The sequence below is a fragment of the Pseudovibrio ascidiaceicola genome (genome assembly GCF_900114245.1).
GTDB lineage: Bacteria > Pseudomonadota > Alphaproteobacteria > Rhizobiales > Stappiaceae > Pseudovibrio > Pseudovibrio ascidiaceicola.
Map to the genome: position 1 here is coordinate 243,058 of NZ_FOSK01000007.1, position 24,273 is coordinate 267,330.

The following is a 24,273-nucleotide window of genomic DNA, read 5'->3' on the forward strand; positions in this document are numbered from 1 at the left end:
CATCAATAAACAAGTTTGACACTCGGGTATCGCGTTGGCCGGTACGGGTCAACCAGCCAATCTCCGATACCTACGGAATATCTCGGGTTTTAAGTTCAGTTACCGGCTTTTGCTGAATTCAAGCTGGAGAGCGCACAAGCATCAATTGAGGTTTTACAGCAAACAGAATCAAGCCGAGACCGAAGCAATAGAGGCTGGAAAATGCAAACTGGGTGTCCAGCTCAATACCGTTATCCAGCAGGATGCCCATGAGACCTGGAGCGAGTGCAGAAGCGAAGACCATCAGCGCAGAGTAGATTGCACGAATAGAACCCAGATGAGCTGTTCCATAAAGCTCGGCCAGAACAGCAGAGGCAATCGCCCCCCAGGAGCCAACGGTTATGGCGAGAATGATCATGGCAATTGGCACAAAGTACTCTTCGCCACCAAAGGCAAACACGAGCACACTTACACCAAGAGGAACAACAGAAAGTGGGAGCAATGAGACGGCAGAGAAGCGGTCAATCAACATGCCAGCAGTCATAGAGAACACAGCGCCAGCTGCTGCATAGAGTGGCAGGTAGGACGGGATCACCGTCCGCGCCCAGCCCTTTGCTTCCATGAAGTGAACCTGATGGAACATGAGGCCTGTGACAAGAAACGGCACGGCGAGCACAGCTGTCATGACCACCCAGAACCGCCAGTCCGACATCACTTGCTTTCTGGTCCAGCTGACTGCAGGGCCATTTGAGCCAGAGGACTCCAGCGGATTTTCCGGCGTCCGATCTTTTTTAAGGGTCAGATAGGCCAGCGGCAGAAAGAACACGAGAAGCGTTATGCCCGCTGCTGACCAGAGGTCCCGCCATGAGAATACGACCATGAGTGAGACAGCGGCCAGTGGCAAAAGCGCTTCACCTGCCATATTGCCAAATGAAGCTAGGCTGAGCGCCTTACCTCTGGAACCGTGGAACCAGCGCGACATGGCCGTCTGAGAGGTGTGTGGCAGCATGCCCTGCCCGAATAGACGCAGGCCATAGAGGCAAATTGCAAGTAATATGATGGAGTTATGCCAGCTCATTAAGAAACTGAATCCGGCAAGAATGATAATTGCGGCACACCCAACGACCACAGGGCGATAATAGTCGACTATTCTGCCCAAGTAGATGAGCGTCGCAGCACTCGCCAGTGTTGCGAACATGTAAATTGAGCCGAAATCACCGTGAGAGAGACTATAGGTCTCACGGATCTGGGAGGAAAATTGCGCGATGAAGAAGGTTTGACCAAAGCTGGAGCCAAACCCGAGCAGAAACCCGCCCGCGACCCAGCGCAGATTGCGCTGGAGAAATTCGAAGAAAGTCATAGACTTAACCTAAAAAGCATAGAAAGTGATTCAGGCAAAGCTTGGTGTTTGCCTGAACACGAGAGATCAAGTCCAGAGCGCGGCCTGCTTGTTCTTAAAGTAAGATCTTAAGCCGCGGTTGATTCTAGGTTCGATCCCGGAAACGGTTGGTGATTGGGTAGCGACGATCGCGCCCAAAGTTCTTTAGCGTGATTTTGACACCCGGCGCAGCCTGACGACGCTTGTACTCTGCGATGTAAAGAAGGTGTTCGACTCGATGGATGGTTTCTACAGAGTGGCCGCGCTTGGCGATCTCGTCAAGGCTCAACTCTAGTTCGACAAGGCAATGCAGGATATCATCCAGAACATCGTATTCGGGCAAGTTGTCCTGATCCGTCTGGTTTTCACGCAGCTCAGCTGTTGGTGCTTTGACGATGATGTTATTCGGGATCACCTCGCCCGCTGGCCCTATAACACCTGCCGGATGGTTTTTGTTGCGCCAGTCAGACAGGCGATAAACCTCGGTCTTGTAAAGATCTTTGATCGGGTTGAAGCCGCCGTTCATATCGCCATAAAGCGTAGCATAGCCAACAGACATTTCTGACTTGTTGCCGGTGGTTACAACCATAGAGCCGAACTTGTTGGAAACAGCCATAAGGATGACACCGCGAGAACGGGACTGAAGGTTCTCTTCGGTGATGCCGCTCTTAGTACCAGCGAACACGCCCGCCAGCGTTTGCTGGAAGCCCTCAACAGGCTCGGCGATTGGAATGGTATCGTACCTCACTCCAAGTGCATCTGCGCACGCCTTGGCGTCCTTGATGCTTTCCTCGGAGGTGTAGCGGTATGGCAGCATGATGCAGTGAACACGATCAGCGCCCAGCGCATCTACAGCCATAGCCGCACAGATGGCGCTGTCGATGCCGCCGGACAGGCCTAACACCACGCCGGGGAAGCCGTTCTTGTTCACATAGTCTTTAAGGCCAAGGACACACGCAAGCCAGTCTGCTTCCTGTGTGTCTGGCATTGGAACGATGCGAGATGGTTTTGCAAACCACAGACCTTCTGCGTCTTTGTTGAAGTCGAGGTAATCTGTTTCCTCGGTGAACTGACCAAGTTGCATTACCAATGAGCGATCATGGTTGAGGGCAAAGGATGCACCGTCAAACACCAGCTCATCCTGACCACCAACCTGATTGCAATACACAAGTGGCAGGCCCGTTTCGACAACACGAGAGAGCATGATCTGCATGCGCTCATCTATTTTATCACGGTAGTAAGGAGACCCATTTGGAACCAGCAGGATTTCAGCGCCTGTCTCTTCCAGACATTCGCAAACCTCATCAGACCATGTGTCTTCACAAATCGGAACACCAAGGCGCACACCACGGAAACTCATTGGACCCGGATTGGGCCCAGCATCGAAGACACGCTTTTCATCGAAAACGCCATAGTTTGGCAGGTCTACCTTGTAGCGCAACCCCTCAATGTTGCCGTTGTCGAGCAGTGCTACAGCGTTGTAGAGCTTATCTCCTTCGGCCCATGGCAGGCCAACCAGCAGTGCGGGACCACCATCAGCCGTTTCTTTTGCCAAGCCTTCCAGTTCGCGCTTACAAGCAGCTACGAAGGATGGCTTCAAAACCAGATCCTCTGGCGGATAGCCAGCCAGAAACAGCTCAGAATACAAAACCAGATCAGCGCCTTGTTCGGCAGCGAGCTTTCGGTGATGACGCACTTTCTCAGCATTACCGGAGATATCACCAAGGCAAGGGTTGGCCTGTACGACAGCCAAACGGAACTGGTCTTTAATCATCATATAAACTTCAAAGGCTTTAGTGGATGGAAGGGGTGGCCCTGTTTACTTCGAGCTTTAATAGCTTTGGTTCTCGTGTACCGCGTTTTTGTAGCAGAGAAAAGTCGATCCATCACATAGTTGACGGTTGAGGAAGCGATTCACAGGGTGAAAATCAATCTGACGACTTCTTCTTCACCTGCCCAGAATCTTTCGCCTTTGCCATGAGGTCCAGATGCTGTTGCAACCTTGTGCCCATCGGCATCTGTGCCATGTCTCTGGCCTGAATAGGCTCATCCCCCTGCATGACGATGGCCTTCAGGCGATCATACAAAATTGCGGGCGCAATTGGTTTGGCAAGGAAGTAATTTACGCCAGCATTGCGGGCTGCCACAACAACAGAGCGGCGGGAATCAGCGGTAATAACGATTACAGGGGTCTTGGCGATCTCAGAGTCTTCGTCCTGGCGGAGGATGCGAAGGAAGTCATTGCCATCAATCGGGTGCATGATCCAATCGCACAGCACAATATCGGGCCTGCGGTCGAGCAAGATTGCGATCGCGTCGGCACCATCCCCTGCTTCATAGATGGAACGCACGCCAAAGCCGGAGATCATAGTGCGCAAAATTGAGCGCATATAGTTGTTGTCATCCACAATAAGGATTGAATAGCCAGACAACAAAGAATCGCTCTGAAGCAACAAACTCTCCCTGAGGGCGAAAAAACCTAGAAAAACATCGGACAGCTAAAGGCAGGAGGCACATCATTCCAATTTTCTATGTGCTTCGCATATGAATATTTATCAAAAAAAGAGGGGCTGCACAATGTGCAACCCCTGGTCATCATATGAATACTCTAGATAGAGTTAAGTGTTCACTGCAAGGCGCGTGTCAGACTCTTTTCTGAGATTCTCCGCGATTGTGAACGCCAGCTCCAGAGCCTGATCCGCGTTGAGGCGTGGATCGCAATGGGTATGGTAACGATCACCGAGCTGCTCTGCGGATAGTGCGCGTGCACCACCGGTACATTCGGTTACGTTACGGCCAGTCATTTCGACGTGAACACCACCTGCATGAGTGCCTTCAGCGCGGTGAACCGCGAAGAATGCTTCTACTTCACGCAGAATACGCTCGAACGGACGCGTTTTGTATCCGTTTGCAGTGATGGTATTGCCGTGCATCGGGTCACAAGACCAAACAACTTTCTTACCCTCACGCTCAACAGCGCGTACCATAGCTGGGAGATGTTCGAACACCTTGTCCTGGCCGAAACGGGTGATCAATGTCAGACGACCAGCTTCGTTTTCAGGGTTCAGAACGTCGATCAGCTTGATCAGCTCTTCAGGATCAAGAGATGGACCACATTTAAGGCCAATCGGGTTCTTGATGCCACGGAAGAATTCAACATGTGCATGATCCAGCTGACGCGTACGATCACCGATCCAGAGCATATGGCCAGATGTTGCATAACATTCGCCAGTGGTAGAATCGATGCGTGTCAGCGCTTCTTCGTAGCCCAGCAGCAATGCTTCGTGGCTGGTGAAGAAATCGGTGGAACGCAGCTGAGGTGTGTTGTCAGGATCAATGCCACAAGCGCGCATGAAGGACAGCGCATCAGAAATGCGATCTGCCATTTCCTGATAACGATGTGCCTGCGGGCTGTCTTTTACGAAGCCGAGCATCCACTGATGGACGTGATCCAGATTGGCAAAACCACCTTGCGCGAACGCACGGATCAGGTTCAACGTCGCAGCAGACTGACGGTAGGCTTTCACCTGACGCTCAGGGTCTGGAATACGAGAGTCTTCGTTGAACTCGATACCGTTGATGATATCACCACGGTAGCTTGGCAGTTCAATATCGCCCTTCTTCTCAATATTGGAAGAACGCGGTTTTGCAAACTGACCAGCAATACGGCCCACTTTTACAACTGGTTGCTGCGCACCATAGGTGAGCGCCACAGCCATTTGCAGGAATGCTCTAAAAAAGTCGCGAATGTGATCAGCGTGATGCTCTGCAAAGCTCTCCGCACAATCACCACCTTGCAAGAGGAATCCACGCCCCTCGGCAACATCAGCGAGCTGCGCTTTCAACTTGCGCGCCTCACCTGCAAACACGAGCGGCGGATAAGTTGCTAGGCGACTCTCAACGTCTGCCACTGCTTCCTTATCTGGATAGTCCGGTACCTGCACGATCGGTTTTGATCGCCAGGAATCCGGTGTCCATTTGTCCGCCATTTTAAAACTCCATCAATACGGAATGCTGCCAGCGCGCCCTATGCGCCTATCTTTGGCAGCGTTAATTCTTTGAGCCGTTCTCATCTTGTGACAAAAGCCCAGAAAGGCTTATACACGCAGCCCGTTTATCTGACTAGGGGTACGTATACGTTGTTTTATCGCTGTAGGTTGAGGATACCTCAAAAAAATCAGGCCTTATGAGAATCCATCAAACCAATCTGCTTTGGAGCTACTATGTTCTAACAAAACTGAACTTGATAGATAATTATTTCAAAGCACCCTTTAAGACCGCAGATGAACACTTGTGTAAAGATACATGAAGCGGTCACACTCCCGAACCATGAGCCTTATTTCAGCGATTTAAATATTGAGCATTCACAGATTTCAGCAGATCGTCAATTGTGCCCGCAAGTTCTTTAGACAAGAGAATGGCGCGTGGATAAAACGGCTCTGCGCGATCATTTAGAATTGGTACACGATCCCAGCCGTCCGTTGTTTCCATGAAGTGCAACAAGCCTTCATGACCCCATAGACGATGGAACCCGGCCATGACGCAGTCAACATAGCTTTGCAAGATTGGGTGCTCATCATTGCCCCAATGAGCATACTGATCCTGCACCTGATAGAGGAACGTGTCTGATGGCATCTGCCTGCCGCAATCCGGCATGAAGCTATCATCGCTGAGCGATTTGCGAGAATAATGCCATTCACGTTTATCCAGCGCAGGCAGGTTTACTTTTGTATCAAGCACCATTGCACCACGAATGACAGAGCCTTCCTCACGACGAACACCCAGTGCGCAGACGCCGACACCTGACATGCGGCCATTGCCTTCTTTGCCTTTAGAACAGCCACGCCATTCCCGCTTCCAGCCACTCAGCTGCCCGGCAACCACTGTCGTGCCAGCGGGCAATGTTTCTTCATTTACAAGTGAGCCATAGCCAAAATAGCAAATCTGGTCCTGTGTGAGGTCAGTCACGGGTATTCCTATCAAAACGAGAAAGACGCCCTGCTCCGGCAGCAAGACAAAAAAGAACCGCTAGCAAAGACTAGCGGCTCTTTGAAAGTCGACTAAAGTTTAATTCTTGCGGATGCGCTCAGATGGTTCGCGCATTGTCACCAATTCTTCCGCCGCAGTTGGATGCACTGCAATGGTGCGATCATAGTCCGCCTTGGTAGCGCCCATGGACAGGGTGACACCGATGATCTGGATCAGCTCGCCTGAATCTGGCCCCATGATGTGAATGCCAAGGATTTTGTTGGTATCCGCATCGACAAGCATCTTGAGGAACATCTTGCCAGGTTTGCCGGACAGGGTGTTCTTCATCGGACGGAAGGATGAGGAATAGATATCGATGTTGTCGAAGCGCGCCTCAGCTTCTTCCTGCGTCAGGCCTGCCGTACCAATCTCCGGCTGAGAGAAGACTGCGGTCGGGATCATAGAGTGATCGACATGCCACTCGTTGCCACCATAGGTGCTGTCTGCGAAAGCATGGCCTTCACGGATCGCCACTGGCGTCAGGTTGGCACGGTTGGTGACATCGCCCACAGCAAAGATGCTTGGTACAGAGCTCTGGCTCTGTGGGGTTACGACGATTGCACCTGCTTTATCGAGCTCAACGCCAGCGTCTTCCAGGCCAAGACCTGCTGTGTTCGGGCGACGACCGATTGCGTAGAGAACCTGATCGGCTTCAATCACTTCACCAGCGTGTGTCGTGACTGTCAGACCGCCCTCATGCTTCTCAATGGATGCAATGGTGGACTTAGTTTTAACGGTAATGCCTTTTTCCACCATCTGCTCATGCAGGCCAGTGCGCAGGTCCATATCAAAACCACGTAGGATTTCTTCACCGCGATACAGAAGCGTGGTCTCTGACCCCATACCGTTGAAAATGCCAGCGAACTCAACAGCGATATAACCACCGCCGACGACGACTGTCCGTTTCGGAAACTCAGAGAGATGGAAAGCTTCATTGGATGTGATGGTGTGCTCACAGCCAACAAGGCCAGCGTCAACATTTGGAGTTGCGCCGACAGCGACAAGAATGCGCTCAGCAGTGATAACCTGATCGGTAGAAAGCAAGCGAACGGTGTTCGGGCCTTCAATCACTGCGCGACTGTCATGCAGCTCTACGCCGGATTTATCGAGATTGCGGCGATAAATACCTTCCAGACGGGTAATTTCCTTGTCTTTGTTCTCGACAAGTTTATCAAAGTCGAAGGTTGGCGTGCCGTTCAGGCTCCAGCCATACCCATCCGCATTTGCAAATTCTTCAGTGAATTTGGAGGCATAAACAAAGAGTTTTTTGGGAACGCAGCCGCGGATAACACAGGTCCCGCCGTAGCGAAATTCTTCAGCAATACCGACACGGGCGCCATGGGTTGCTGCGATACGCGCTGCACGTACACCGCCTGAACCGGCCCCAATAACAAAGAGATCGTAGTCGAAATTAGTCATTACAGCCCACTTTCGTTTGCAATAAACCTTATGCAACGACGTTTCGTTACGCTCTAAGGTCTTGTCTTATAAAAACGTAGGCTCAGATTTGGGCCAGATACGCCCAAATTTCAAGGGGCGTATCTGATCTAACTGTTCATTTTGGATTGCGATTTCGTGATCGCTTATTGAGCAGCCATTTCAGCAAGTTTCTTCCGTGAAATTGCAACCATGTCGGTGCTGACAGCATCGCTCCACTGCTTCGCTGCACCGATCGTCAGTGCGGACAGTGTACCGGACAGGTCAGCAAGACGCTTACCGGTGTCGGAGTTGTAGAAGGTTGCGATTTCATTGAGCTGCTCTTCAGAGAAGCGACGAGCCCAAACTTCGTAGATCACACGATCCAGTTCCTGACGGCGCGGGATAAGTTCAACAGCAGCCTCATTCACAGCGATGTCGATCTCAGCACTCATTGCCGGGTTGGAACGAATGAACAGGGTACGAGTGCGCTCAGCAACATCTGGAAGGATGTTGTCGAAGTTCTCGATGGATTTCGTTGCACGAACAGCCGCTTTTGCCGCTTCAATGTGACTTTCAGAAATGGAGTTGTCCTGAGCCATAACCGGGCTGGAAATCAGCACACCAGCGACAACCAGTGATGCAACACCTGCAATTGCTGCAGACTTGAACTTAGCGAGCATAAAATGGCTCCCCTATATATTAATCAGCTGTCCAAAAATGACTGTCGGGACAGCTTAAGGTTCCAAGACACGAATTTCATCAGTACCGGCAACATAGGCCCGTACCGCCATATCAATAAACAACCCGTGCTCAACGACACCTGGAATAACTTCCAAGCGTTTTGCCAGTGACTTCGGATTGCTGATTGCCTGTAAGTGGCAATCAAGAATGTAGTTGCCGTTATCGGTTACAAGTGGCTTTTCCCCTGCCATACGCAAGATCATCTCGCCTTGTAGCCCCTCAGCGTCCAAGCTGTTTTGCATCATCTGGCGAGTAGCCTCAAGTCCGAACGGAACAACCTCCACGGGAAGCGGAAACTTTCCGAGGGTATCAACAATTTTGCTCTCATCAGCAATCACGAGCATGCTTCCGGAAGCAGCCGCAATGATTTTTTCGCGCAGCAGCGCAGCGCCTCCGCCTTTGATAAGGTTCAACTGCGGATCAATCTCATCCGCTCCATCAATAACCAAATCCAGCACTGGCGCTTCATCCAGCGTGGTCAACGGCACTCCGAGCTCATCACAAAGAGCTTGAGAGTAAGATGAGGCTGGCACACCGATGATCTCAAAGCCATCCTTCACCATCTCTGCCAGAAGGCGGATCAGCTCGTTGACTGTTGATCCAGAACCTATCCCCAGCTTCATGCCGGGCTTAACTTCCTTGAGTGCTGCAGCTGCGGCCTGCGCCTTCAAACTCATTGCCATCTGACTAATTTCTCTTCCCCGGACCCTAAGCTTGTTCGGAAACGTTCACAGACAAGAACAATTCTGCCTAGTTATTGCGCTTGGGTCTACTCTGACATAACTCCTGCTGATTACCATGAGGTGTGTGTCCCGCCAAGCAGCAATCCACCCAACACACTATAGGTTTTCCTCGCAAATTGACTTCACGGTGAATTTCGGTAGTGTGGCGCGGATTTTCTCAACAGAAACGAGCTTAAGTATGACAACACCAGTTCTGGTTTTCGACCTAGACGGTACTCTCCTGGAGACCATGGGAGACCTCACAGCGTCGATGAATCATGTTTTGGTAGAAGCCGGGTTTGAAGCCATTGAGCCTGAACGGGTCAGGAAAATGGTCGGCGCTGGCGTGAAAGTGCTGATGAGCCGTGGGCTCGAAGCAAGCAAGATTGAAGTGACAGATGAAGTTCTGGAACCATTGCTTGCCAAGTTTATTCGCTACTACGAGACACATATTGCAGACAAGACCCATGCTTTTCCGCAGGCACTGGAAACAGTTGCGCGGCTGAGGGATGCTGGCTGGAAAACAGCTATCTGCACGAACAAACTGGAAAAACTGGCCAAACCGCTGGTTCGGGCCATGGAAATGGAACACCTGTTTGACGCTGTTGTGGGCGGAGACACGTTCTCCAAGAACAAGCCGGATGCGATGCCAGTCTTTGGCGCAATCGACATTGCTGGCGGGTCCCGCGCAGGCTCCATTTTCATTGGCGATTCCAAGGCTGACATCAGTGCTGCACGCAACGCTGGCCTGCCCGTGATCGCCGTAGATTTCGGTTACACAGACATTCCTGTCCGCGAACTAGGGCCAGATGTGGTGATTTCTCACTACAACCAGCTGGAAGCGGCAGTCAAAGAGTTGAGCGCCGAGAACGCACCGACCTAACTCTCTGATATAGATACAAGATACTCTGCCGCCCCTGTTCGTTCAGTGGGCGGCAGTTTTATTTACAGCCGCAAATCCGTCTCAATTCCCCCACGTAAATCCCATCAATAAATCACTGCTTGGTTCGATTTTTCGCTCAATGCAGTCACATTCCCCTGCGAAACATCCAGTCAATCGGAAAGCTCTGTTTTCCAAAAAATGAACATCAACACGGGAACACTGCGCCACATCAGGTGCAGGTCAATGGCTGTATGGTTAAAGCTTCACTCGTTTCGCTGTTTGCGATCATTCTGGCTAGTGCGCTTGCGCAACTGGCGAGCTCAGCTTTGCTGACAAGCTTGCCGCTTCAGATCGCTAGCATTGGCGGCTCTGCCTCTCAAGCTGGTCTTGTTGCAGGGGCTTACTCTCTTGGTTTCATGGTTGGGTGTATGCGTGGTGTGCGCATGATCAACCGGATCGGACACATCAGGGCCTTTGCTGGTGCGGCTGGTTTGACAGCCCTTCTCGTTTTACTGTTCAAGAACACAGAGAGCATCATTTTCTGGACTGTACTCCGGTTTTTCATGGGGGCAGCGTTTGCAGTTTTGTTTGCCACAGCTGATGCATGGCTGAATGAATCTATCAAAGATGAAGTCCGTGGTCGTATTCTATCTGTGAACTCCATTGTGATTGGTGCAATGGCTATTCTCTCACAGATTTTCGTTGCCAAATTCACCGAGGTTCCACTGCAAATGCTGGAACTGCTCAGCGCCGTTCTGCTTGCAGCTGTTGTCTTGCTTTGTATGACCCGCTCTGTGCCACCACGCACATACAAAGCAAAGCGCATTAAATTCAAAGAGATCTGGGCTCAGTCTCCTGTGGCTGTGCTGGGCGCCTTTGCTTCCGGAGCTATTGTCACTAGTCTTTTGACCATTGTACCCTACTCTCTTTCCAAAGCAGGGGTTGGTGGCAGCACTACGGCTCTTATGATTGCGATGATCTATATTGGTCGTCTGATGTTCCAATGGCCGTTTGGTTCTCTTGCTGATCGTATGGACCGCAGATGGCTCATTCTTGGTTCTTCGGCACTAATCACTGTCATCATGGCGACTTTCCTGATTGCTGATCCATTCACGGGCTGGAACTCTGGTTTCCTGCGCAATTATCACCTGTTGAGCATGCTGGGTCTGGTTTTGGTTGTTCTTGGAGGTCTCTCCTTCCCGCTGCAGTCTATCTGCGTGGCTCACGCATTCGAACGGAAACCGGAGAGCAGTGTTGCATTGTCGACCTATCTGCTTTTCATCTGGGCTGCGGGCAGTGTTGCGGGTCCAACGCTCATCAGTATCCTTGCACCAGTGCTTGGTTCCAAGACACCTGATCTCATTTTGATTGGTCTGAGCGGTTCGCTTGCATTGTTCACCGCCTATCGGCTTTATGTGGCGAAGCTGTTCTTTGTTCGCCGATCAACACGCAAACCACTACTCATTGTGAGCAACATGCCTTACGCAAGTTATCACCAAGCCCAACCCTCTGATAAATATGAGTAATGTCGTGTTAAAAGTGCCTTCAGGAACGTCTTAAGCGATATATTTCGAATTCTTTTGGGAAAAGTTTCTTCAGGGGCTTGCGAGAACCCGTCAAAGGCCCTAAACACCTCCTCACGCCACACGGCGTACCACCCTGCGGGGGCGATTAGCTCAGTTGGTAGAGCGCTTCGTTTACACCGAAGATGTCGGGAGTTCGAGTCTCTCATCGCCCACCATTCCTTCTTATGAAGGCTTCAAGTCTCCCGATCATTCGCGGAGGCTTTTTTATTTTCTTCCATTGCTTTCCTTGTACATACACAACGCCTCCCCATATTGCTCGAGAGGGTTTTGAACCGCGTCATAGCTCGGCGTTTTCGTGGCATACATCACAACTCTTTGTTTTGAAGCATAAATTCTTTGAAAGTCTGAAACAGTTTTTCTAAGATGGGCTTATGAAACTTGGGCAGCTTTAAAGATCAGGATCACGTCTATGAACCGGATATTTTTATTTATCGGCAAGACTTTTGCAGCGTCTGTGATGCTGTTCTTTTTCGTGGTTGTTTTCCAAACCGTGATGTATGGCGGTCCGGCGCGGGATGTTGCGGCCTTTATCTCAGGCGCTGGCGGCGTTTCTTACACTTCTTTTGTCGCGATCCGGAATCGGAACGCCTGATCACCTCATTCGATCCGCGTTAAAAAAGGGAGCCGAAGCCCCCTTTTCTGTCGTTCTTATATTTTCAGATCTTCGCCCGTACCGAAGTTATCGGCGACATAATCCAGATCCTTATCACCACGCCCTGACAAGTTGACGAGGATTGTCTCTCCCGGACATTCCTTGGCCAGCTTCATCGCATATGCGACTGCGTGAGAGCTTTCCAGTGCAGGAATGATCCCCTCATAACGAGAGAGTGCCCAGAAGGCTTGCAAAGTCTCATCGTCGGTCGCTGAGCTGTAATGCACCTTGCCGATATCATGCAGGTAGGAGTGCTCAGGTCCAACGCCTGGGTAATCCAAGCCGGAGGCGATTGAGTGCACTGGCGCAGGGTTGCCTGCCTCGTCTTCCAAGACACGGCACTTGAAGCCATGGAGCATGCCTGGCTTGCCGAATGTCATGGTTGCGGCGTGCTGTCCAAGCTCAGGCCCTTTGCCCATTGGCTCAACACCGTGCAGTTTGACTGACTTATCCTGTATGAAGCCAGAGAAGAGGCCCATTGCGTTTGAGCCACCACCAACACATGCCACAGCATGGTCTGGCAAATTGCCCGTCATCTCAGTGAACTGCTCACGGGCCTCAATACCCACAATCTGCTGGAAGTCGCGTACCATACGCGGGAATGGATGCGGTCCGACCACAGAGCCGATTGCGAACAGAGCTTCATCAGCCTGCTCCAGATAAGATGTGAACGCGGAGTCCACGGCCTCTTTCAGCGTGCGACCACCGAAGCCTACTGGCACAAGCTTTGCGCCCAACAACTGCATGCGGACGACATTGGGATGCTCTTTCTCGATATCCACTTCACCCATGTGAATTTCACACTCGAGCTCAAAGTAAGCTGCAGCTGTTGCTAAGGCCACGCCGTGCTGACCTGCCCCGGTTTCTGCAATCAGCTTCTTCTTGCCCATGTGCTTTGCCAGCAGAGCCTCTGCCATGCAGTGGTTGAGCTTGTGGGCGCCGGAGTGGTTCAGGTCTTCTCGCTTTAAGTAAATGTTCGCGCCCGATCCAATCCGGTTGGACAGGTTGCGTGCATGCGAGATGGGAGTTGGGCGGCCCTGAAAATGCTTGCGGATGTAGCGCAGCTCGTTGATGTAAGAGGCGTCGCCAGAGATCTTTTCGTAGGCTTTGGCGATCTCTTCAAACTGAGGCACCAGCTCAGGCGGCAGGAATGCACCACCGTACTCGCCGAAATAACCTTCTTTGTTCGGGAACTCTTTTAAATAATTGTCCATCAGTTCACGCTCTCCCAGCCCATTATCTATATGTATAGGACTGATGCTACTTTAAGCCGTGCAGAGCAATCCATCTGGTAATTGGAACTAGTCACTGATTTCTTGGCAGATAAACAAGCACTTAAAGCACCACATGGCATCCCATGCAGTGTTGGATCAGAGCTCCCGAAGATCGGGATGAGCAAGGCGGCAGGCAACACCTGCGCTACTTATTGAAATAGTTTCTTCGGCATTGGCTACACGCCTTGCCCGGGCTTTCTTTGGATGAACAACGTCGCCTCTTTTGCCTATAAGGCACGATAGTCAGTTTCCTGAAAAGACAATGGCTTACCCAGTCAGGTTTCCCTAACCAAACAGTTCCTCCGTCTTTGATAGACACTTTCGCAAAAGCAGGTTTTACTGCCGGTGCTCTTGTATCTGTCACCGCGTGATACCCTATAGTCCTGGGCCCTTCCCCTCAAACCATGCGGTCACGTTTGAAGTTCGGTTCACCGGACCACTGAAAGGTGCGTTACGTCTTCCAGAAGCCCCGCCCAACCTACGACAAACTGACGGTCGCTCCGCCAGCAGCCCGTTACGTAGACATGCGCTTAGTATGGGCACAGTTTGAGGCTGAGGGGATAAGTTTTTACGCAGCCGCATACAGAAACAAAAAAAGCCCCAGCACTTGGCCGGGGCTTTTCGTATTTCAGTGAAAACTCTGAATTACTTCAGGTCAACGCCGTAGAAGATGTGACCACCGAATGGATCGATCTTGTAGTTTTCAACCTTCACAGAAACCGGCTCAGAAACAACAGAGTGAGCGATGGTTGCCCATGGAGCTTCACGCTTGAAGACCACCTGTGCCTGCTCATAGAGCTTGGTACGCTCAGCAACGTCTGCAGTTACTTTCGCTTTCTGGATCAGGTCTTCAAACTCAGCGTTACACCACTGAGCGCGGTTGGAACCACCAACACCGTCACAGCCGAGAAGAACTGCGAGGAAGTTATCCGGGTCACCATTGTCACCAGTCCAGCCGAGAAGAACAGCACCGTCACGGTCCAGCTCTTTAGAGCGCTTCAGGTATTCACCCCACTCGTAGGAAACGATTTCAACGTCAACACCAACCTTCGCGAAGTCGCCCTGAATAACTTCAGCCATACGACGTGCATTCGGGTTGTATGGACGCTGAACAGGCATCGCCCAGATCTTCATCTTAAGATCTTTAACGCCTTCCGCTTCCAGTGCAGCTTTTGCAGCAACCGGATCGTACTTGTCATCCTGCAGGTCAGCATTGTAAGACCAGATGGTTGGCGGGATTGGGTTGGAAGCAACTTTACCAGCACCCTGGAACACTGCACCCAAAATAGCCTGCTTGTTGACAGCCATGTTCAGCGCTTTACGCACCTTTGGATTGTCGTAAGGAGCCTGCTGGGTGTTGTATGCCAGGTACCCAACGTTCAGGCCTTCCTGCTGCATAAGGTTGATCGATGGATCGTCCTTCATTGCTGCAATGTCAGCTGGGTTTGGATAAGGCATTACGTGACATTCGCCAGCTTTCAGCTTCTGATAGCGAACGGACGCATCAGGAGTGATCGCGAAAACCAGATTGTCGATTGGTGCTTTGCCAGCCCAGTAATCCGGGTTTGCTTTATAGCGGATCAACGCATCTTTCTGATAGCCAACCAGCTGGAATGGGCCGGTGCCAACAGGGTTCTGATCGAATGCATCCTGGTTGTCCATCATCTTTTCTGCATATTCAGCAGAGTGAATGGAAGCAAAATCCATCGCAAGGTTTGCGATCATTGGAGCTTCTGGACGGGTCAGAACGAACTTTACAGTGTAGTCGTCTACCTTCACGATCTCTTTGATGAGATCAGGCATGGACATGGCGTTGAAGTATTCGTAGTTACCGCCGGAAACGCTGAAATATGGGTTTTCTTTGTTGCCCTGACGGTCGAAGGAGAAGATCACGTCGTCCGCGTTGAAATCACGCGTTGGAGTGAAGTCTTTAGTGGTGTGGAATTTTACGCCCTTACGCAGCTTGAAGGTGTATTCCTTACCATCTTCAGATACGTCCCAGCTTTCAGCCAGCGCTGGAGCAATGTTTGTTGTACCGCGCTCAAACTCAACCAATTTGTTGAAGATCTGGCGGGAAGACGCATCAAATGTTGTACCTGCTGTGTAGAGCGCTGGTGTGAAGCCCTCAGGAGAACCTTCCGAGCAGTATACCAGTGTTTTGGCCATGCTTGGTGCAGCAAATGCCATTGTTGCAGCCAACACACTGCCCATAAGAATTGATTTTTTCATTTCTCGTGTCCCCAATCACCTAAAGTGAATGCAAAAGCCAAGGCCTTTGATCATTTATCGAAGCTGCTTGATGCAGTTCTTCTCATAGGATTTTGCAGCGCTACACCGCAGGCTCACCTCAAGCCCACGAACTCCTTCTCGGTGAAGAAGCCATATTCAGAATGATTTCAGGAAGAAATAGCGCGGATTGAGCACAACATGAGCCTCCCCTCCGCTGCCTTGTGTCCTCCCCAGCACACCCCTTATGCAACAGCTGCAAACGGGAGTACCTTATACGTAATTCTCGGTAAAATCTCCTCTTAATTGCGCATTTTTCAAAGAAATTGTTTCAACATTGCACTGAATTGGGAAAATCGTTAATGAAATGACAAAGGGCGGCTCCCCAGTGGGAACCGCCCTTTCATTTTTCAAATTACTAAATCAGCTTAGTTAGAAGCTGCAAGCCGCGCTTTGATGTGGGCAATGTCTGCCTGAGGCGTCGCGTTGAACAGTGTCTGGGTATACTCATGCTGAGGATTTCCAAACACTTCGTCGCGTGTACCGTATTCCACCACTTCACCGAAATACATCACCATGACCTTGTCTGCGATATAGCGCACCACAGACAAATCGTGAGAGATGAACAGGTAAGTCAGGTTAAATTCGTCCTGCAAGTCGGCCAGCAAGTTCAGGATCTGAGCCTGAACGGACAAGTCCAACGCTGAAACAGGCTCATCAAGAATGAGGAGCGACGGGTTGAGAACCAGAGCACGGCCAATCGCAATACGCTGACGCTGACCACCAGAGAACATGTGCGGATAGCGGTTGAAATGCTCAGGACCAAGACCAACCTTGACCAGCATTTCCATCGCCTTGTCACGACGCTCAGCTGGAGACATGGTGGTGTTGATCATCAAAGGCTCAGTAAGAACATCACCAACACGCTGGCGTGGGTTCAAAGATCCATACGGGTTCTGGAACACGATCTGCACCTTGGAGCGCATGTCCTTGGACAGCTTTTCCTTTGAGATGTCGATCGGGTTGCCCTCAATGAGGAGCTCGCCTGAGGTTGCCGGATCAATCAGGGTCAGGATACGTGCAAGTGTGGACTTGCCGCAGCCGGATTCTCCCACCACAGCAAGCGTTTTGCCGCGCTCCAGAGAAAAGCTGATGCCCTTCAGAGCACGGTTGACATGCTCTTTTCCGAAGATGCCTTCTTTGGTGCGATATTCACGAACCAGATTGCGCGCTTCGAGGATGATATCGTCAGCCATTATGCAGCTCCTTCATCGCCGAGGTGAAAATCGGAGACCGTTGGCAAACGATCACCCGTTGCGTTTTCAGGAAGCGCGGAGAGCAGAGCCTTTGTGTACGGGTTCTTTGGGCTTTCAAAGAGTGAGAGAACATCTGCCTCTTCCATCTTCTTGCCTTTGTACTGAACCACCACACGGTCAGCCGTTTCAGCAACCACTGCCATATCATGAGTGATCATGATCAGGCCCATACCGCTTTCATGCTGCAGATCAAGAAGCAGATCGAGGATCTGCTTTTGAATGGTCACGTCGAGCGCAGTTGTTGGCTCATCGGCAATCAGCAGCTTTGGCTTACACGCAATCGCCATGGCAATCATGACACGCTGGCACTGACCACCAGACATCTGGTGCGGGTATTTTTTCAGCGCCTTCGCAGATTCAGGCATCCCAACGGAGTCGAGCAGCTCGATCGCACGCGTTTTACGTTCGCCGCGGCTCATTTTGGTGTGCTCTTTGAGGGTCTCATCAATCTGAGCGCCAACAGTGAAGCATGGGTTCAAGCTTGCAATTGGCTCCTGGAAGATCATGGAAATATCTTTACCAATGATCTCGCGGCGCTTTTTTGCAGACATGGTCAGAAGGTCATAGCCTTCGAACTCCAGCTTGTCCGCCCACAGATGACCGTTGTTGGCCAGCAGGCCCATAACAGCCAACATGGCGACAGACTTACCAGAGCCACTTTCGCCCACGACAGCGAGAACTTCACCTGGATCAACGGAATAGCTCACACCATCCAAAGCCCGGAAACGTCCATCAACCGTGTCGAATTCAACCGTGAGGTTTTCAATTTCAAGAAGGGCCATCGTCAGCTCCTCTTCAGCTTAGGATCAAGAGCATCACGCAGACCATCACCGATCAAGTTGATTGCCAGCACAGTGGACAAGATTGCAACACCTGGGAAGGTGACAACCCACGGAGCACGCAGGATGAACTCGCGGGATTCAGCAAGCATCGTGCCCCACTCCGGCTGAGGTGGTTGAGCACCCATGCCGAGGAAGCCCAGAGCTGCTGCATCAAGGATCGCAGTGGAGAAGGAAAGCGCTGCCTGAACGATAAGTGGAGCCATACAGTTTGGCAGCACAGTCACGAACATCAAACGCAGAGTACCAACACCGGACACGCGCGCGGCCATCACATACTCGCGGCTCATTTCGGACATCACTGATGCTCGGGTGAGACGCACATAGTATGGCTGCTGCACAATCGCGATCGCGATCATCGCATTAAGGAGCGATGGGCCGAGAATAGCAACAAGCACCAGAGCGAGCAGCAAGGACGGGAATGCCAGGATGATGTCCATGACACGCATGATGATGGTATCAACCCAACCACCAAACGTACCGGCCACCAGACCGAGACACACGCCAACAACAAGTGCAACAGATACAACCACCACACCAATGAAGAGCGAGAACTGGCTGCCGTAAATCAGGCGAGACAGCAGGTCACGACCTACAGCGTCTGTACCAAGAACGTAAGACCAGCTTCCACCTTCCTGCCATGCAGGCGGCAGAAGTAGTGCATCGCGGTACTGCTCAATTGGGGAATGAGGTGCAATAAATGCTGCGCCCAGAGCAATAACAACAAGCGTCAGAAAGAAGATCAGACCCGCAACAGCCCCTTTGTTGGTGCGGAAATGTCTCCAGAAATTGACGATAAGTTCAAACCGGGTATCCGGTCCGGAATTTTGTGTCACGTCAGCCATGATTTACTCCGTATGCCGAATTTTCGGATTAACCAGACCGTACATCAGGTCTACAATCAGGTTCACGATCATGACGATTGCAGCAATCATCAAAAGACCGCCCTGCACGACCGGATAGTCACGACGGAAAATACTATCAACCATCCACTTGCCGATTCCCGGCCAGGAGAAGATGCTCTCCGTCAGGATTGCGCCGCCAAACAGCACGCCGATCTGCAAGCCGATGATGGTGATGACCGGAATAAGCGCATTACGCAGAGCGTGAATGCCGACCACACGGAAATTGGAGAGGCCCTTTGCACGTGCAGTACGCACATAATCTTCATCCAGAACTTCCAACATGGCAGAGCGCGTCTGACGCGCAATAACTGCCAGTGGAATAGTGCCCAGAACGATGGTTGGGAGAATCAGATGGCTTACAGCCGAGGTAAATGCACCTGGCTCATCTGAGAGCAGAGTGTCGATCAACATGAAGCCTGTGACAGGCTCAATCCAGTACAACAGAGAGATACGACCTGAAACAGGTGTCCACCCCAAAATGCCGGAGAAGAAGATGATCAGCAGCAGGCCCCACCAGAAGATTGGCATGGAATAACCGGCCAACGCTGTTGTCATAACAGTGTGGTCCAGTGCCTTACCGCGCTTTACAGCTGCGATAATACCAGCAGGTAGCCCCACGACGATTGCAAACAGAATTGCACAGAGGCCAAGCTCTACCGTTGCCGGGAAGAGCGTCATAAACTCCTGAAGAACAGGCTGTTTTGTGACAATAGATACGCCAAGATCGCCTTGAACCAAATTGCCCAAGTACGTGAAATACTGTTGCCAGATCGGTTCATTGTAGCCGAACTGCACCATAAGCTCTTGATAGCGCTCAGGGCTCACACCGCGTTCGCCAGCCAAAAGCAGAATTGGATCGCCTGGCAGCAGGCGAATGAAGAAGAACGAGGTCAGAGTAACCCCGATAAAGGTCGGGATGAGCAAACCCAGTTTTTTTAATATGAGACGAAGCATACTTCAGTCACACCAATCAGAGGATTGTTTATCCGCAAGCCACCACTTGCGGTATGGAAGACTTTTCCAAAAAAGTATCCCGGCGAATACATCGCCGGGATACAAATTGTCCAGCGGAAAATTATTTCTACTTCAGATCTACGCCATAGAAGTAATGGCCACCAAACGGATCAATCTTGTAGTTTTCAACACGAACACTGATCGGCTCAGAGACAAGAGAGTGCGCAATAGTTGCCCAAGGCGCCTCACGTTTGAATACTACCTGAGCTTCCTCATAAAGTCTTGTGCGTTCATCTACGTCAGATACCTGTTTCGCTTGTACAACAAGATCATTAAATTCATCATTACACCACTGTGCACGGTTGGAGCCGCCCACTGCATCGCAAGACATCAGCACTGCAAGGAAGTTGTCCGGGTCACCATTGTCACCAGTCCAACCCAGCAGAACTGCGCCGTCACGATTGATGTCAGAAGAACGTTTAAGGTACTCACCCCACTCGTAGCTGACGATCTCGACTTTAACACCGATTTTCGCGAAGTCAGCCTGAAGGATTTCAGCCATACGACGCGCATTCGGGTTGTATGGACGCTGTACAGGCATCGCCCAGATCTTCATTGTCAGATCTTTAACGCCTTCAGCTTCCAAAGCCGCTTTTGCTGCTGCCGGATCATATGGGTCATCAACGATTTCGTTGTTGTAAGACCACATTGTTGGCGGGATCGGGTTTTTCGCGATCTGGCCTACACCCTGGAACACTGCATCCAGAATTGCCTGCTTGTTGATAGCCATGTTCAGCGCTTTACGCACTTTTGGATTATCAAACGGTGCCTGCTGGGTGTTGTAGGCCATGTAGCCAACATTCAGACCTTCTTGCTGCAGAAGGGTGATGTTTGGATCTTTGGACATTGCATCCAGATCAGCCGGGTTTGGATATGCCATAACCTGACATTCACCTGCAGCGAGCTTCTGATAGCGCACAGATGCATCTGGCGTAATTGCAAAGACCAGATTGTCGAGCGGCGCTTTGCCATTCCAGTAATCAGGGTTTGCTTTATAGCGGATCAGAGCGTCTTTCTGGTAGCCAACAAGCTGGAAAGGACCGGTGCCAACTGGCTTCTGATCAAACGTGTCCTTGCTGTTCACCATTGCGTCTGCGTACTCAGCTGACTGGATGGACGCGAAGTCCATTGCCAGGTTCGCAATCATTGGTGCTTCTGGACGGGTCAGCTTGAACTTGACGGTGTAGTCGTCAATCTTTTCAATGCTGTCGATCAGGTCTGGCATGTCCATGGCGTTAAAGTACTCGTAGGTACCGCCAGACACGTCATGATATGGGTTTTCTTTGTTGCCCTGACGGTCGAATGAGAAGATCACGTCATCAGCATTAAAATCACGGGTTGGTGTGAACCACTTTGTGTCGTGGAACTTTACACCCTTGCGAAGGTGGAAGGTGTATTCCTTGCCATCCTCAGAGATTTCCCAGCTTTCAGCCAGTGCCGGAGCAACTTCGGTTGTGCCAGGCTTGAACTCCACCAGCTTGTTGTAGATCTGACGCGAGCTTGCATCAAATGTGGTGCCTGCGGTGTACAGTGACGGTGTAAAGCCTTCCGGAGAACCTTCAGAACAGTACACGAGAGTCTTTGCCATTACAGGGCCAGCTACTACTGCTGCTGCAAACAGGCTACCACCAAGCAAGAGGCTTTTTTTCAAGGACATTGGTATTCTCATTCCGTTTTATTGCTTGTTCCAGTTGTTCTTCAACACTGCTTATTGCTGCAGTTTATTCAGGGATTTTGGCTTTGAGAGACTATTCCGGCAGCGGACAGATAGAAGGCCGTCTTCTCCACATGAAGTTGCACGACGCAGTTTTCCAGCGCGATACATTCTTCAGGTCTTTCAATTTCGGCTTGCACGTAATTCCGCGACGAGATTACCCACTCATAGCTCAAACCAAATCAACGACATCACACAATCATATGCGATTAATTCTTCGATGACTAATTTTAGAACATTAAGTTTCGTTTCTGACTTCGGAAATAATTAAAAATTTCAGAAGCACTGTCTAATCGGTACGACTACCTAGAACTGCATCCTCAGGTTGTTTTATTCCTTCTTACTTACCTGAAATTACATAGGTATTCTTACCACATATTTGCGGTATCGTAATTATACTTTAGAATCGAACTTGATTATTTAAACAGTTTTTACACAATACTATCAGGAGCTTATGCGGGTTCGGGCCTGCAGACACGCGTATTGCGTGTCACACAAGCCTGTTATCCGTTTGGTTTTGGAGTAATTTTATTCTTCAGCAAGCTTAGCCATACACTCGTCATGTATGGACTGAATTTCTGAGATCGTGACTTCCAGCGCTTCTTTTCTGGCGCTCAGCTCTTTCAACACTTCCCCGGTTCGAGACCCAAGGTACTCAAGCTGCTGGCGGTGCCCTTCCCCGTGCTGACCATAAAGGTCCAGGAAGTGTTTGATCTCGGAAAGAGAGGAACCAATCGCCTTACCGCGCAAAATCAACGCCAGGCGCGCTCTGTCTTTGCGGTTATAGATCCGCACACCATTGACGCGCTGCGGAGAGATCAGACCTTTACTCTCATAAAACCTGATGGATCGGGTAGAAATCTCATACTCTTCGGCCAGATCACCAATTCCAAAAAGTTCCTGATCGGCGTGACCAGTTTCTTTTTCCGCTTCCTCGAGAGGGTTCAGCGTTTCTTCTCTTCTCTCAGACATGCATCCCCCTACATCGAAGAACTTGATTGACGTTACCTAACGTCGCCGTAAAGCATTACCATAACGGCGACACTATATCACCAAATTGTCATTGCGTTTACGGCTTCTCGTTTTCTTCCTAATCTTTACCTATAGGATAACCATCAGAAATCAACACAAATTGCAATTAGCCAGATAGGTAATATTGCGAGATATCGATAGCGCCTTGTAAAAAAGAACGGGATAAACCCACAAGAGATGCTATAGAACGTCCTTTTCCTGCGTGTTTTTGAATTTTAATTGCGCTGCCGCATTCGCCAGGCTTGACAAGTTTGAGGTTTTGGAAGACCCCTGCCCCTACGACGCCTACTGAAGCAACTTGCCTTTGGCTTAGGCCATTTCAGTTATTTGTATGCATATCCTCTTTCGTGAACCGGATGGCTCTCTAAGGGGATACGCTCTAGGATAAGTTATGAGTAAGAGCCTTGAGGAACGGGTCGACGAACTGGAGATGCACATCGCACACCAGAACGAAACGATCGAAACGCTCAATGATGTGGTCTCCAATCAGGCACAGGTTCTCGACCGACTCGTCTCAGCAATGGGACAGATGAAGGATCACCTGCTTGATATTCAGGATCTGGTTGAACAAACACCTGCAAACCAGAAACCTCCACATTACTGAGCAAACAGGCCTTTCCTATACTAAGAGGAAACTATTTTCCTGCTGTACATCAGCAAAGATAGGTATACTCAGGTAAGGGGAAACCTGATATTAAGAGATGACAGGTCTGCTGTGCTTGAACGCAGGCCCTTTTTTCGTGGATCACTCAACGTTACGAGAGTGAAAAATACAATTTTCTGTTCCGCCGCCTATAAGGGCTGCCACTGCTGTCCTTTTTTGAACAGCACCTGAGAACAAAAAAGCCTGGATGAGAAAGAAACCCAATGGCTATTGAGCAGATACTGGCGACCCATAAAAAGGAGAGCCTTGCCGATAAAGCTTATCGTCTGATTGAAGAGCTGATCGTCAACCTTGACCTTGCGCCTGGCATGGCGCTGACCGAAGGTGACCTTTGCGAACGGACCGGCATCGGCCGGACCCCAGTGCGCGAGGCCATCAAGCGCCTTTCAACCGAAGGGCTGATTGTTATTCGCCCACGCAAAGGCCTGTTCGTTTCAGAGATTGAGACTTCCGAGTACGTTCTGGTTCTGGAAACCAGAAAGCCTTTGGAGCAACTTCTCGTTGCTTCCGCCGTTAAGCGTGCGACTGCAGAAGAGCGCGAAGCTTTGCACCAGTGCGCAGAAGAAATCCTCGCACAAGCCCGTGCAGGCGATGTAAAGGGCTACCTGCGTGCAGATAAGGTTTTTGATGAGGTGCTTTGTGCAGTCTCTCGGAACCCGTTCACAGCCCGTGCAGTGGCACCACTGCAGACTATGAGCCGCCGGGCCTGGAGTGCGTTCCGCGGCGCTGAGAAACTCGAAGATTCTGCCATTCGCCACCATAAGCTTGCTGAAGCTTTGGCAAACAATGATGCAGAGAAGGCGGAAGCCGCAGCTGTCGAGATGATGGATCATCTGACCAACTTTGCAGTCAAGCAGGCTGAAAAGGCTGGCGACAACGTCTGAACTCAGACATCGCAATC

Annotated in this window: 21 protein-coding genes and 1 tRNA gene; 6 read left to right on the forward strand and 16 right to left on the reverse strand. The window is 50.7% G+C overall.

The features are described from left to right. Window positions 1–118: 118 nt before the first annotated feature. From BM231_RS14900 to rpiA, 8 genes are all read right to left on the reverse strand, one after another. Window positions 119–1,339 carry an MFS transporter gene (locus tag BM231_RS14900; RefSeq protein WP_093520587.1) on the reverse strand — a complete coding sequence of 407 codons (1,221 nt, stop codon included), beginning with the start codon at window positions 1,337–1,339 and terminating at the stop codon, window positions 119–121. A 124-nt stretch (window positions 1,340–1,463) separates the two neighbouring features. Next, on the reverse strand, window positions 1,464–3,131 hold the full coding sequence (locus BM231_RS14905; protein ID WP_093520737.1) for an NAD+ synthase: 1,668 nt from the start codon (window positions 3,129–3,131) through the stop codon (window positions 1,464–1,466). Between the two features lie 154 nt (window positions 3,132–3,285). After that, window positions 3,286–3,810, reverse strand: a complete 525-nt coding sequence (locus tag BM231_RS14910; protein WP_208860384.1) for a response regulator — start codon at window positions 3,808–3,810, stop codon at window positions 3,286–3,288. Window positions 3,811–3,975: 165 nt separating this feature from the next. Beyond that, window positions 3,976–5,346 (reverse strand): class II 3-deoxy-7-phosphoheptulonate synthase, encoded by a 1,371-nt coding sequence (locus BM231_RS14915; protein ID WP_093520589.1) that lies wholly within the window; start codon window positions 5,344–5,346, stop codon window positions 3,976–3,978. Between the two features lie 352 nt (window positions 5,347–5,698). Beyond that, entirely contained in the window at window positions 5,699–6,325 is a 627-nt protein-coding gene (locus BM231_RS14920) for a gamma-glutamylcyclotransferase family protein (protein ID WP_093520591.1), read from the reverse strand. 99 nt (window positions 6,326–6,424) lie between these two features. Beyond that, window positions 6,425–7,804, reverse strand: coding sequence for a glutathione-disulfide reductase (gene gor, locus BM231_RS14925; protein ID WP_093520593.1), 1,380 nt, complete (start codon window positions 7,802–7,804; stop codon window positions 6,425–6,427). A 164-nt stretch (window positions 7,805–7,968) separates the two neighbouring features. Beyond that, window positions 7,969–8,484 (reverse strand): DUF2059 domain-containing protein, encoded by a 516-nt coding sequence (locus tag BM231_RS14930; protein WP_057466051.1) that lies wholly within the window; start codon window positions 8,482–8,484, stop codon window positions 7,969–7,971. A gap of 54 nt (window positions 8,485–8,538) precedes the next feature. Beyond that, on the reverse strand, window positions 8,539–9,228 hold the full coding sequence (gene rpiA, locus BM231_RS14935; RefSeq protein WP_063310803.1) for a ribose-5-phosphate isomerase RpiA: 690 nt from the start codon (window positions 9,226–9,228) through the stop codon (window positions 8,539–8,541). A gap of 238 nt (window positions 9,229–9,466) precedes the next feature. Between rpiA and BM231_RS14940 the strand changes: the two genes are divergently transcribed. The 4 genes from BM231_RS14940 to BM231_RS14955 all read left to right on the forward strand — a co-directional run bounded on the left by BM231_RS14940 (window position 9,467) and on the right by BM231_RS14955 (window position 12,328). Next, the gene (locus tag BM231_RS14940; RefSeq protein WP_093520595.1) at window positions 9,467–10,150 is read left to right on the forward strand and encodes an HAD-IA family hydrolase; all 684 of its coding nucleotides are present in this window, start codon (window positions 9,467–9,469) and stop codon (window positions 10,148–10,150) included. A 251-nt stretch (window positions 10,151–10,401) separates the two neighbouring features. Beyond that, window positions 10,402–11,676: an MFS transporter gene (locus tag BM231_RS14945; protein WP_093520597.1), complete on the forward strand. Its 1,275-nt coding sequence runs from the start codon at window positions 10,402–10,404 to the stop codon at window positions 11,674–11,676. A gap of 139 nt (window positions 11,677–11,815) precedes the next feature. Then, window positions 11,816–11,891 (forward strand) — tRNA-Val (locus BM231_RS14950). 254 nt (window positions 11,892–12,145) lie between these two features. Beyond that, entirely contained in the window at window positions 12,146–12,328 is a 183-nt protein-coding gene (locus BM231_RS14955) for a hypothetical protein (RefSeq protein ID WP_057466048.1), read from the forward strand. Between the two features lie 56 nt (window positions 12,329–12,384). Here the strand turns inward: BM231_RS14955 and trpB are convergent, their stop codons facing one another. The 8 genes from trpB to BM231_RS14995 all read right to left on the reverse strand — a co-directional run bounded on the left by trpB (window position 12,385) and on the right by BM231_RS14995 (window position 22,648). Further along, window positions 12,385–13,602: a tryptophan synthase subunit beta gene (trpB, locus tag BM231_RS14960; RefSeq protein ID WP_063310801.1), complete on the reverse strand. Its 1,218-nt coding sequence runs from the start codon at window positions 13,600–13,602 to the stop codon at window positions 12,385–12,387. Between the two features lie 705 nt (window positions 13,603–14,307). After that, on the reverse strand, window positions 14,308–15,891 hold the full coding sequence (locus BM231_RS14965; RefSeq protein WP_093520599.1) for an ABC transporter substrate-binding protein: 1,584 nt from the start codon (window positions 15,889–15,891) through the stop codon (window positions 14,308–14,310). Window positions 15,892–16,316: 425 nt separating this feature from the next. Then, a complete protein-coding gene (locus BM231_RS14970) occupies window positions 16,317–17,144 on the reverse strand; it encodes an ABC transporter ATP-binding protein (protein WP_093520601.1) in 828 nt (275 codons plus the stop codon). After that, window positions 17,144–17,986: an ABC transporter ATP-binding protein gene (locus BM231_RS14975; RefSeq protein WP_093520603.1), complete on the reverse strand. Its 843-nt coding sequence runs from the start codon at window positions 17,984–17,986 to the stop codon at window positions 17,144–17,146. The genes BM231_RS14970 and BM231_RS14975 overlap by 1 nt, the downstream gene beginning before the upstream one ends. 2 nt (window positions 17,987–17,988) lie before the next feature. Beyond that, on the reverse strand, window positions 17,989–18,888 hold the full coding sequence (locus BM231_RS14980) for an ABC transporter permease subunit (protein WP_093520605.1): 900 nt from the start codon (window positions 18,886–18,888) through the stop codon (window positions 17,989–17,991). A gap of 3 nt (window positions 18,889–18,891) precedes the next feature. After that, window positions 18,892–19,902 (reverse strand): ABC transporter permease subunit, encoded by a 1,011-nt coding sequence (locus BM231_RS14985; RefSeq protein WP_057466044.1) that lies wholly within the window; start codon window positions 19,900–19,902, stop codon window positions 18,892–18,894. 127 nt (window positions 19,903–20,029) lie between these two features. After that, window positions 20,030–21,619 (reverse strand): ABC transporter substrate-binding protein, encoded by a 1,590-nt coding sequence (locus BM231_RS14990; RefSeq protein WP_280142340.1) that lies wholly within the window; start codon window positions 21,617–21,619, stop codon window positions 20,030–20,032. A 585-nt stretch (window positions 21,620–22,204) separates the two neighbouring features. Beyond that, window positions 22,205–22,648 (reverse strand): MerR family transcriptional regulator, encoded by a 444-nt coding sequence (locus BM231_RS14995; RefSeq protein ID WP_093520607.1) that lies wholly within the window; start codon window positions 22,646–22,648, stop codon window positions 22,205–22,207. A 451-nt stretch (window positions 22,649–23,099) separates the two neighbouring features. Here BM231_RS14995 and BM231_RS15000 point away from each other — a divergent pair, with 451 nt between their 5' ends. After that, on the forward strand, window positions 23,100–23,312 hold the full coding sequence (locus BM231_RS15000) for a SlyX family protein (protein ID WP_057466042.1): 213 nt from the start codon (window positions 23,100–23,102) through the stop codon (window positions 23,310–23,312). 263 nt (window positions 23,313–23,575) lie between these two features. Then, window positions 23,576–24,256 (forward strand): GntR family transcriptional regulator, encoded by a 681-nt coding sequence (locus BM231_RS15005; protein ID WP_057466041.1) that lies wholly within the window; start codon window positions 23,576–23,578, stop codon window positions 24,254–24,256. Window positions 24,257–24,273: the final 17 nt, after the last annotated feature.

Bases quoted from the DNA above. Each gene is read 5' to 3' on its own strand.
- BM231_RS14955 (WP_057466048.1), top strand. From the start codon at position 12,146: ATGAACCGGATATTTTTATTTATCGGCAAGACTTTTGCAGCGTCTGTG.
- BM231_RS14930 (WP_057466051.1), bottom strand. From the start codon at position 8,484: ATGCTCGCTAAGTTCAAGTCTGCAGCAATTGCAGGTGTTGCATCACTG.
- BM231_RS14980 (WP_093520605.1), bottom strand. From the start codon at position 18,888: ATGGCTGACGTGACACAAAATTCCGGACCGGATACCCGGTTTGAACTT.
- BM231_RS14985 (WP_057466044.1), bottom strand. From the start codon at position 19,902: ATGCTTCGTCTCATATTAAAAAAACTGGGTTTGCTCATCCCGACCTTT.
- BM231_RS14965 (WP_093520599.1), bottom strand. From the start codon at position 15,891: ATGAAAAAATCAATTCTTATGGGCAGTGTGTTGGCTGCAACAATGGCA.
- BM231_RS14990 (WP_280142340.1), bottom strand. From the start codon at position 21,619: ATGTCCTTGAAAAAAAGCCTCTTGCTTGGTGGTAGCCTGTTTGCAGCA.
- BM231_RS15000 (WP_057466042.1), top strand. From the start codon at position 23,100: ATGAGTAAGAGCCTTGAGGAACGGGTCGACGAACTGGAGATGCACATC.
- BM231_RS15005 (WP_057466041.1), top strand. From the start codon at position 23,576: ATGGCTATTGAGCAGATACTGGCGACCCATAAAAAGGAGAGCCTTGCC.
- BM231_RS14905 (WP_093520737.1), bottom strand. From the start codon at position 3,131: ATGATTAAAGACCAGTTCCGTTTGGCTGTCGTACAGGCCAACCCTTGC.
- BM231_RS14915 (WP_093520589.1), bottom strand. From the start codon at position 5,346: ATGGCGGACAAATGGACACCGGATTCCTGGCGATCAAAACCGATCGTG.
- BM231_RS14900 (WP_093520587.1), bottom strand. From the start codon at position 1,339: ATGACTTTCTTCGAATTTCTCCAGCGCAATCTGCGCTGGGTCGCGGGC.
- trpB (WP_063310801.1), bottom strand. From the start codon at position 13,602: ATGGACAATTATTTAAAAGAGTTCCCGAACAAAGAAGGTTATTTCGGC.
- gor (WP_093520593.1), bottom strand. From the start codon at position 7,804: ATGACTAATTTCGACTACGATCTCTTTGTTATTGGGGCCGGTTCAGGC.
- BM231_RS14940 (WP_093520595.1), top strand. From the start codon at position 9,467: ATGACAACACCAGTTCTGGTTTTCGACCTAGACGGTACTCTCCTGGAG.
- BM231_RS14945 (WP_093520597.1), top strand. From the start codon at position 10,402: ATGGTTAAAGCTTCACTCGTTTCGCTGTTTGCGATCATTCTGGCTAGT.
- rpiA (WP_063310803.1), bottom strand. From the start codon at position 9,228: ATGGCAATGAGTTTGAAGGCGCAGGCCGCAGCTGCAGCACTCAAGGAA.
- BM231_RS14970 (WP_093520601.1), bottom strand. From the start codon at position 17,144: ATGGCTGACGATATCATCCTCGAAGCGCGCAATCTGGTTCGTGAATAT.
- BM231_RS14995 (WP_093520607.1), bottom strand. From the start codon at position 22,648: ATGTCTGAGAGAAGAGAAGAAACGCTGAACCCTCTCGAGGAAGCGGAA.
- BM231_RS14975 (WP_093520603.1), bottom strand. From the start codon at position 17,986: ATGGCCCTTCTTGAAATTGAAAACCTCACGGTTGAATTCGACACGGTT.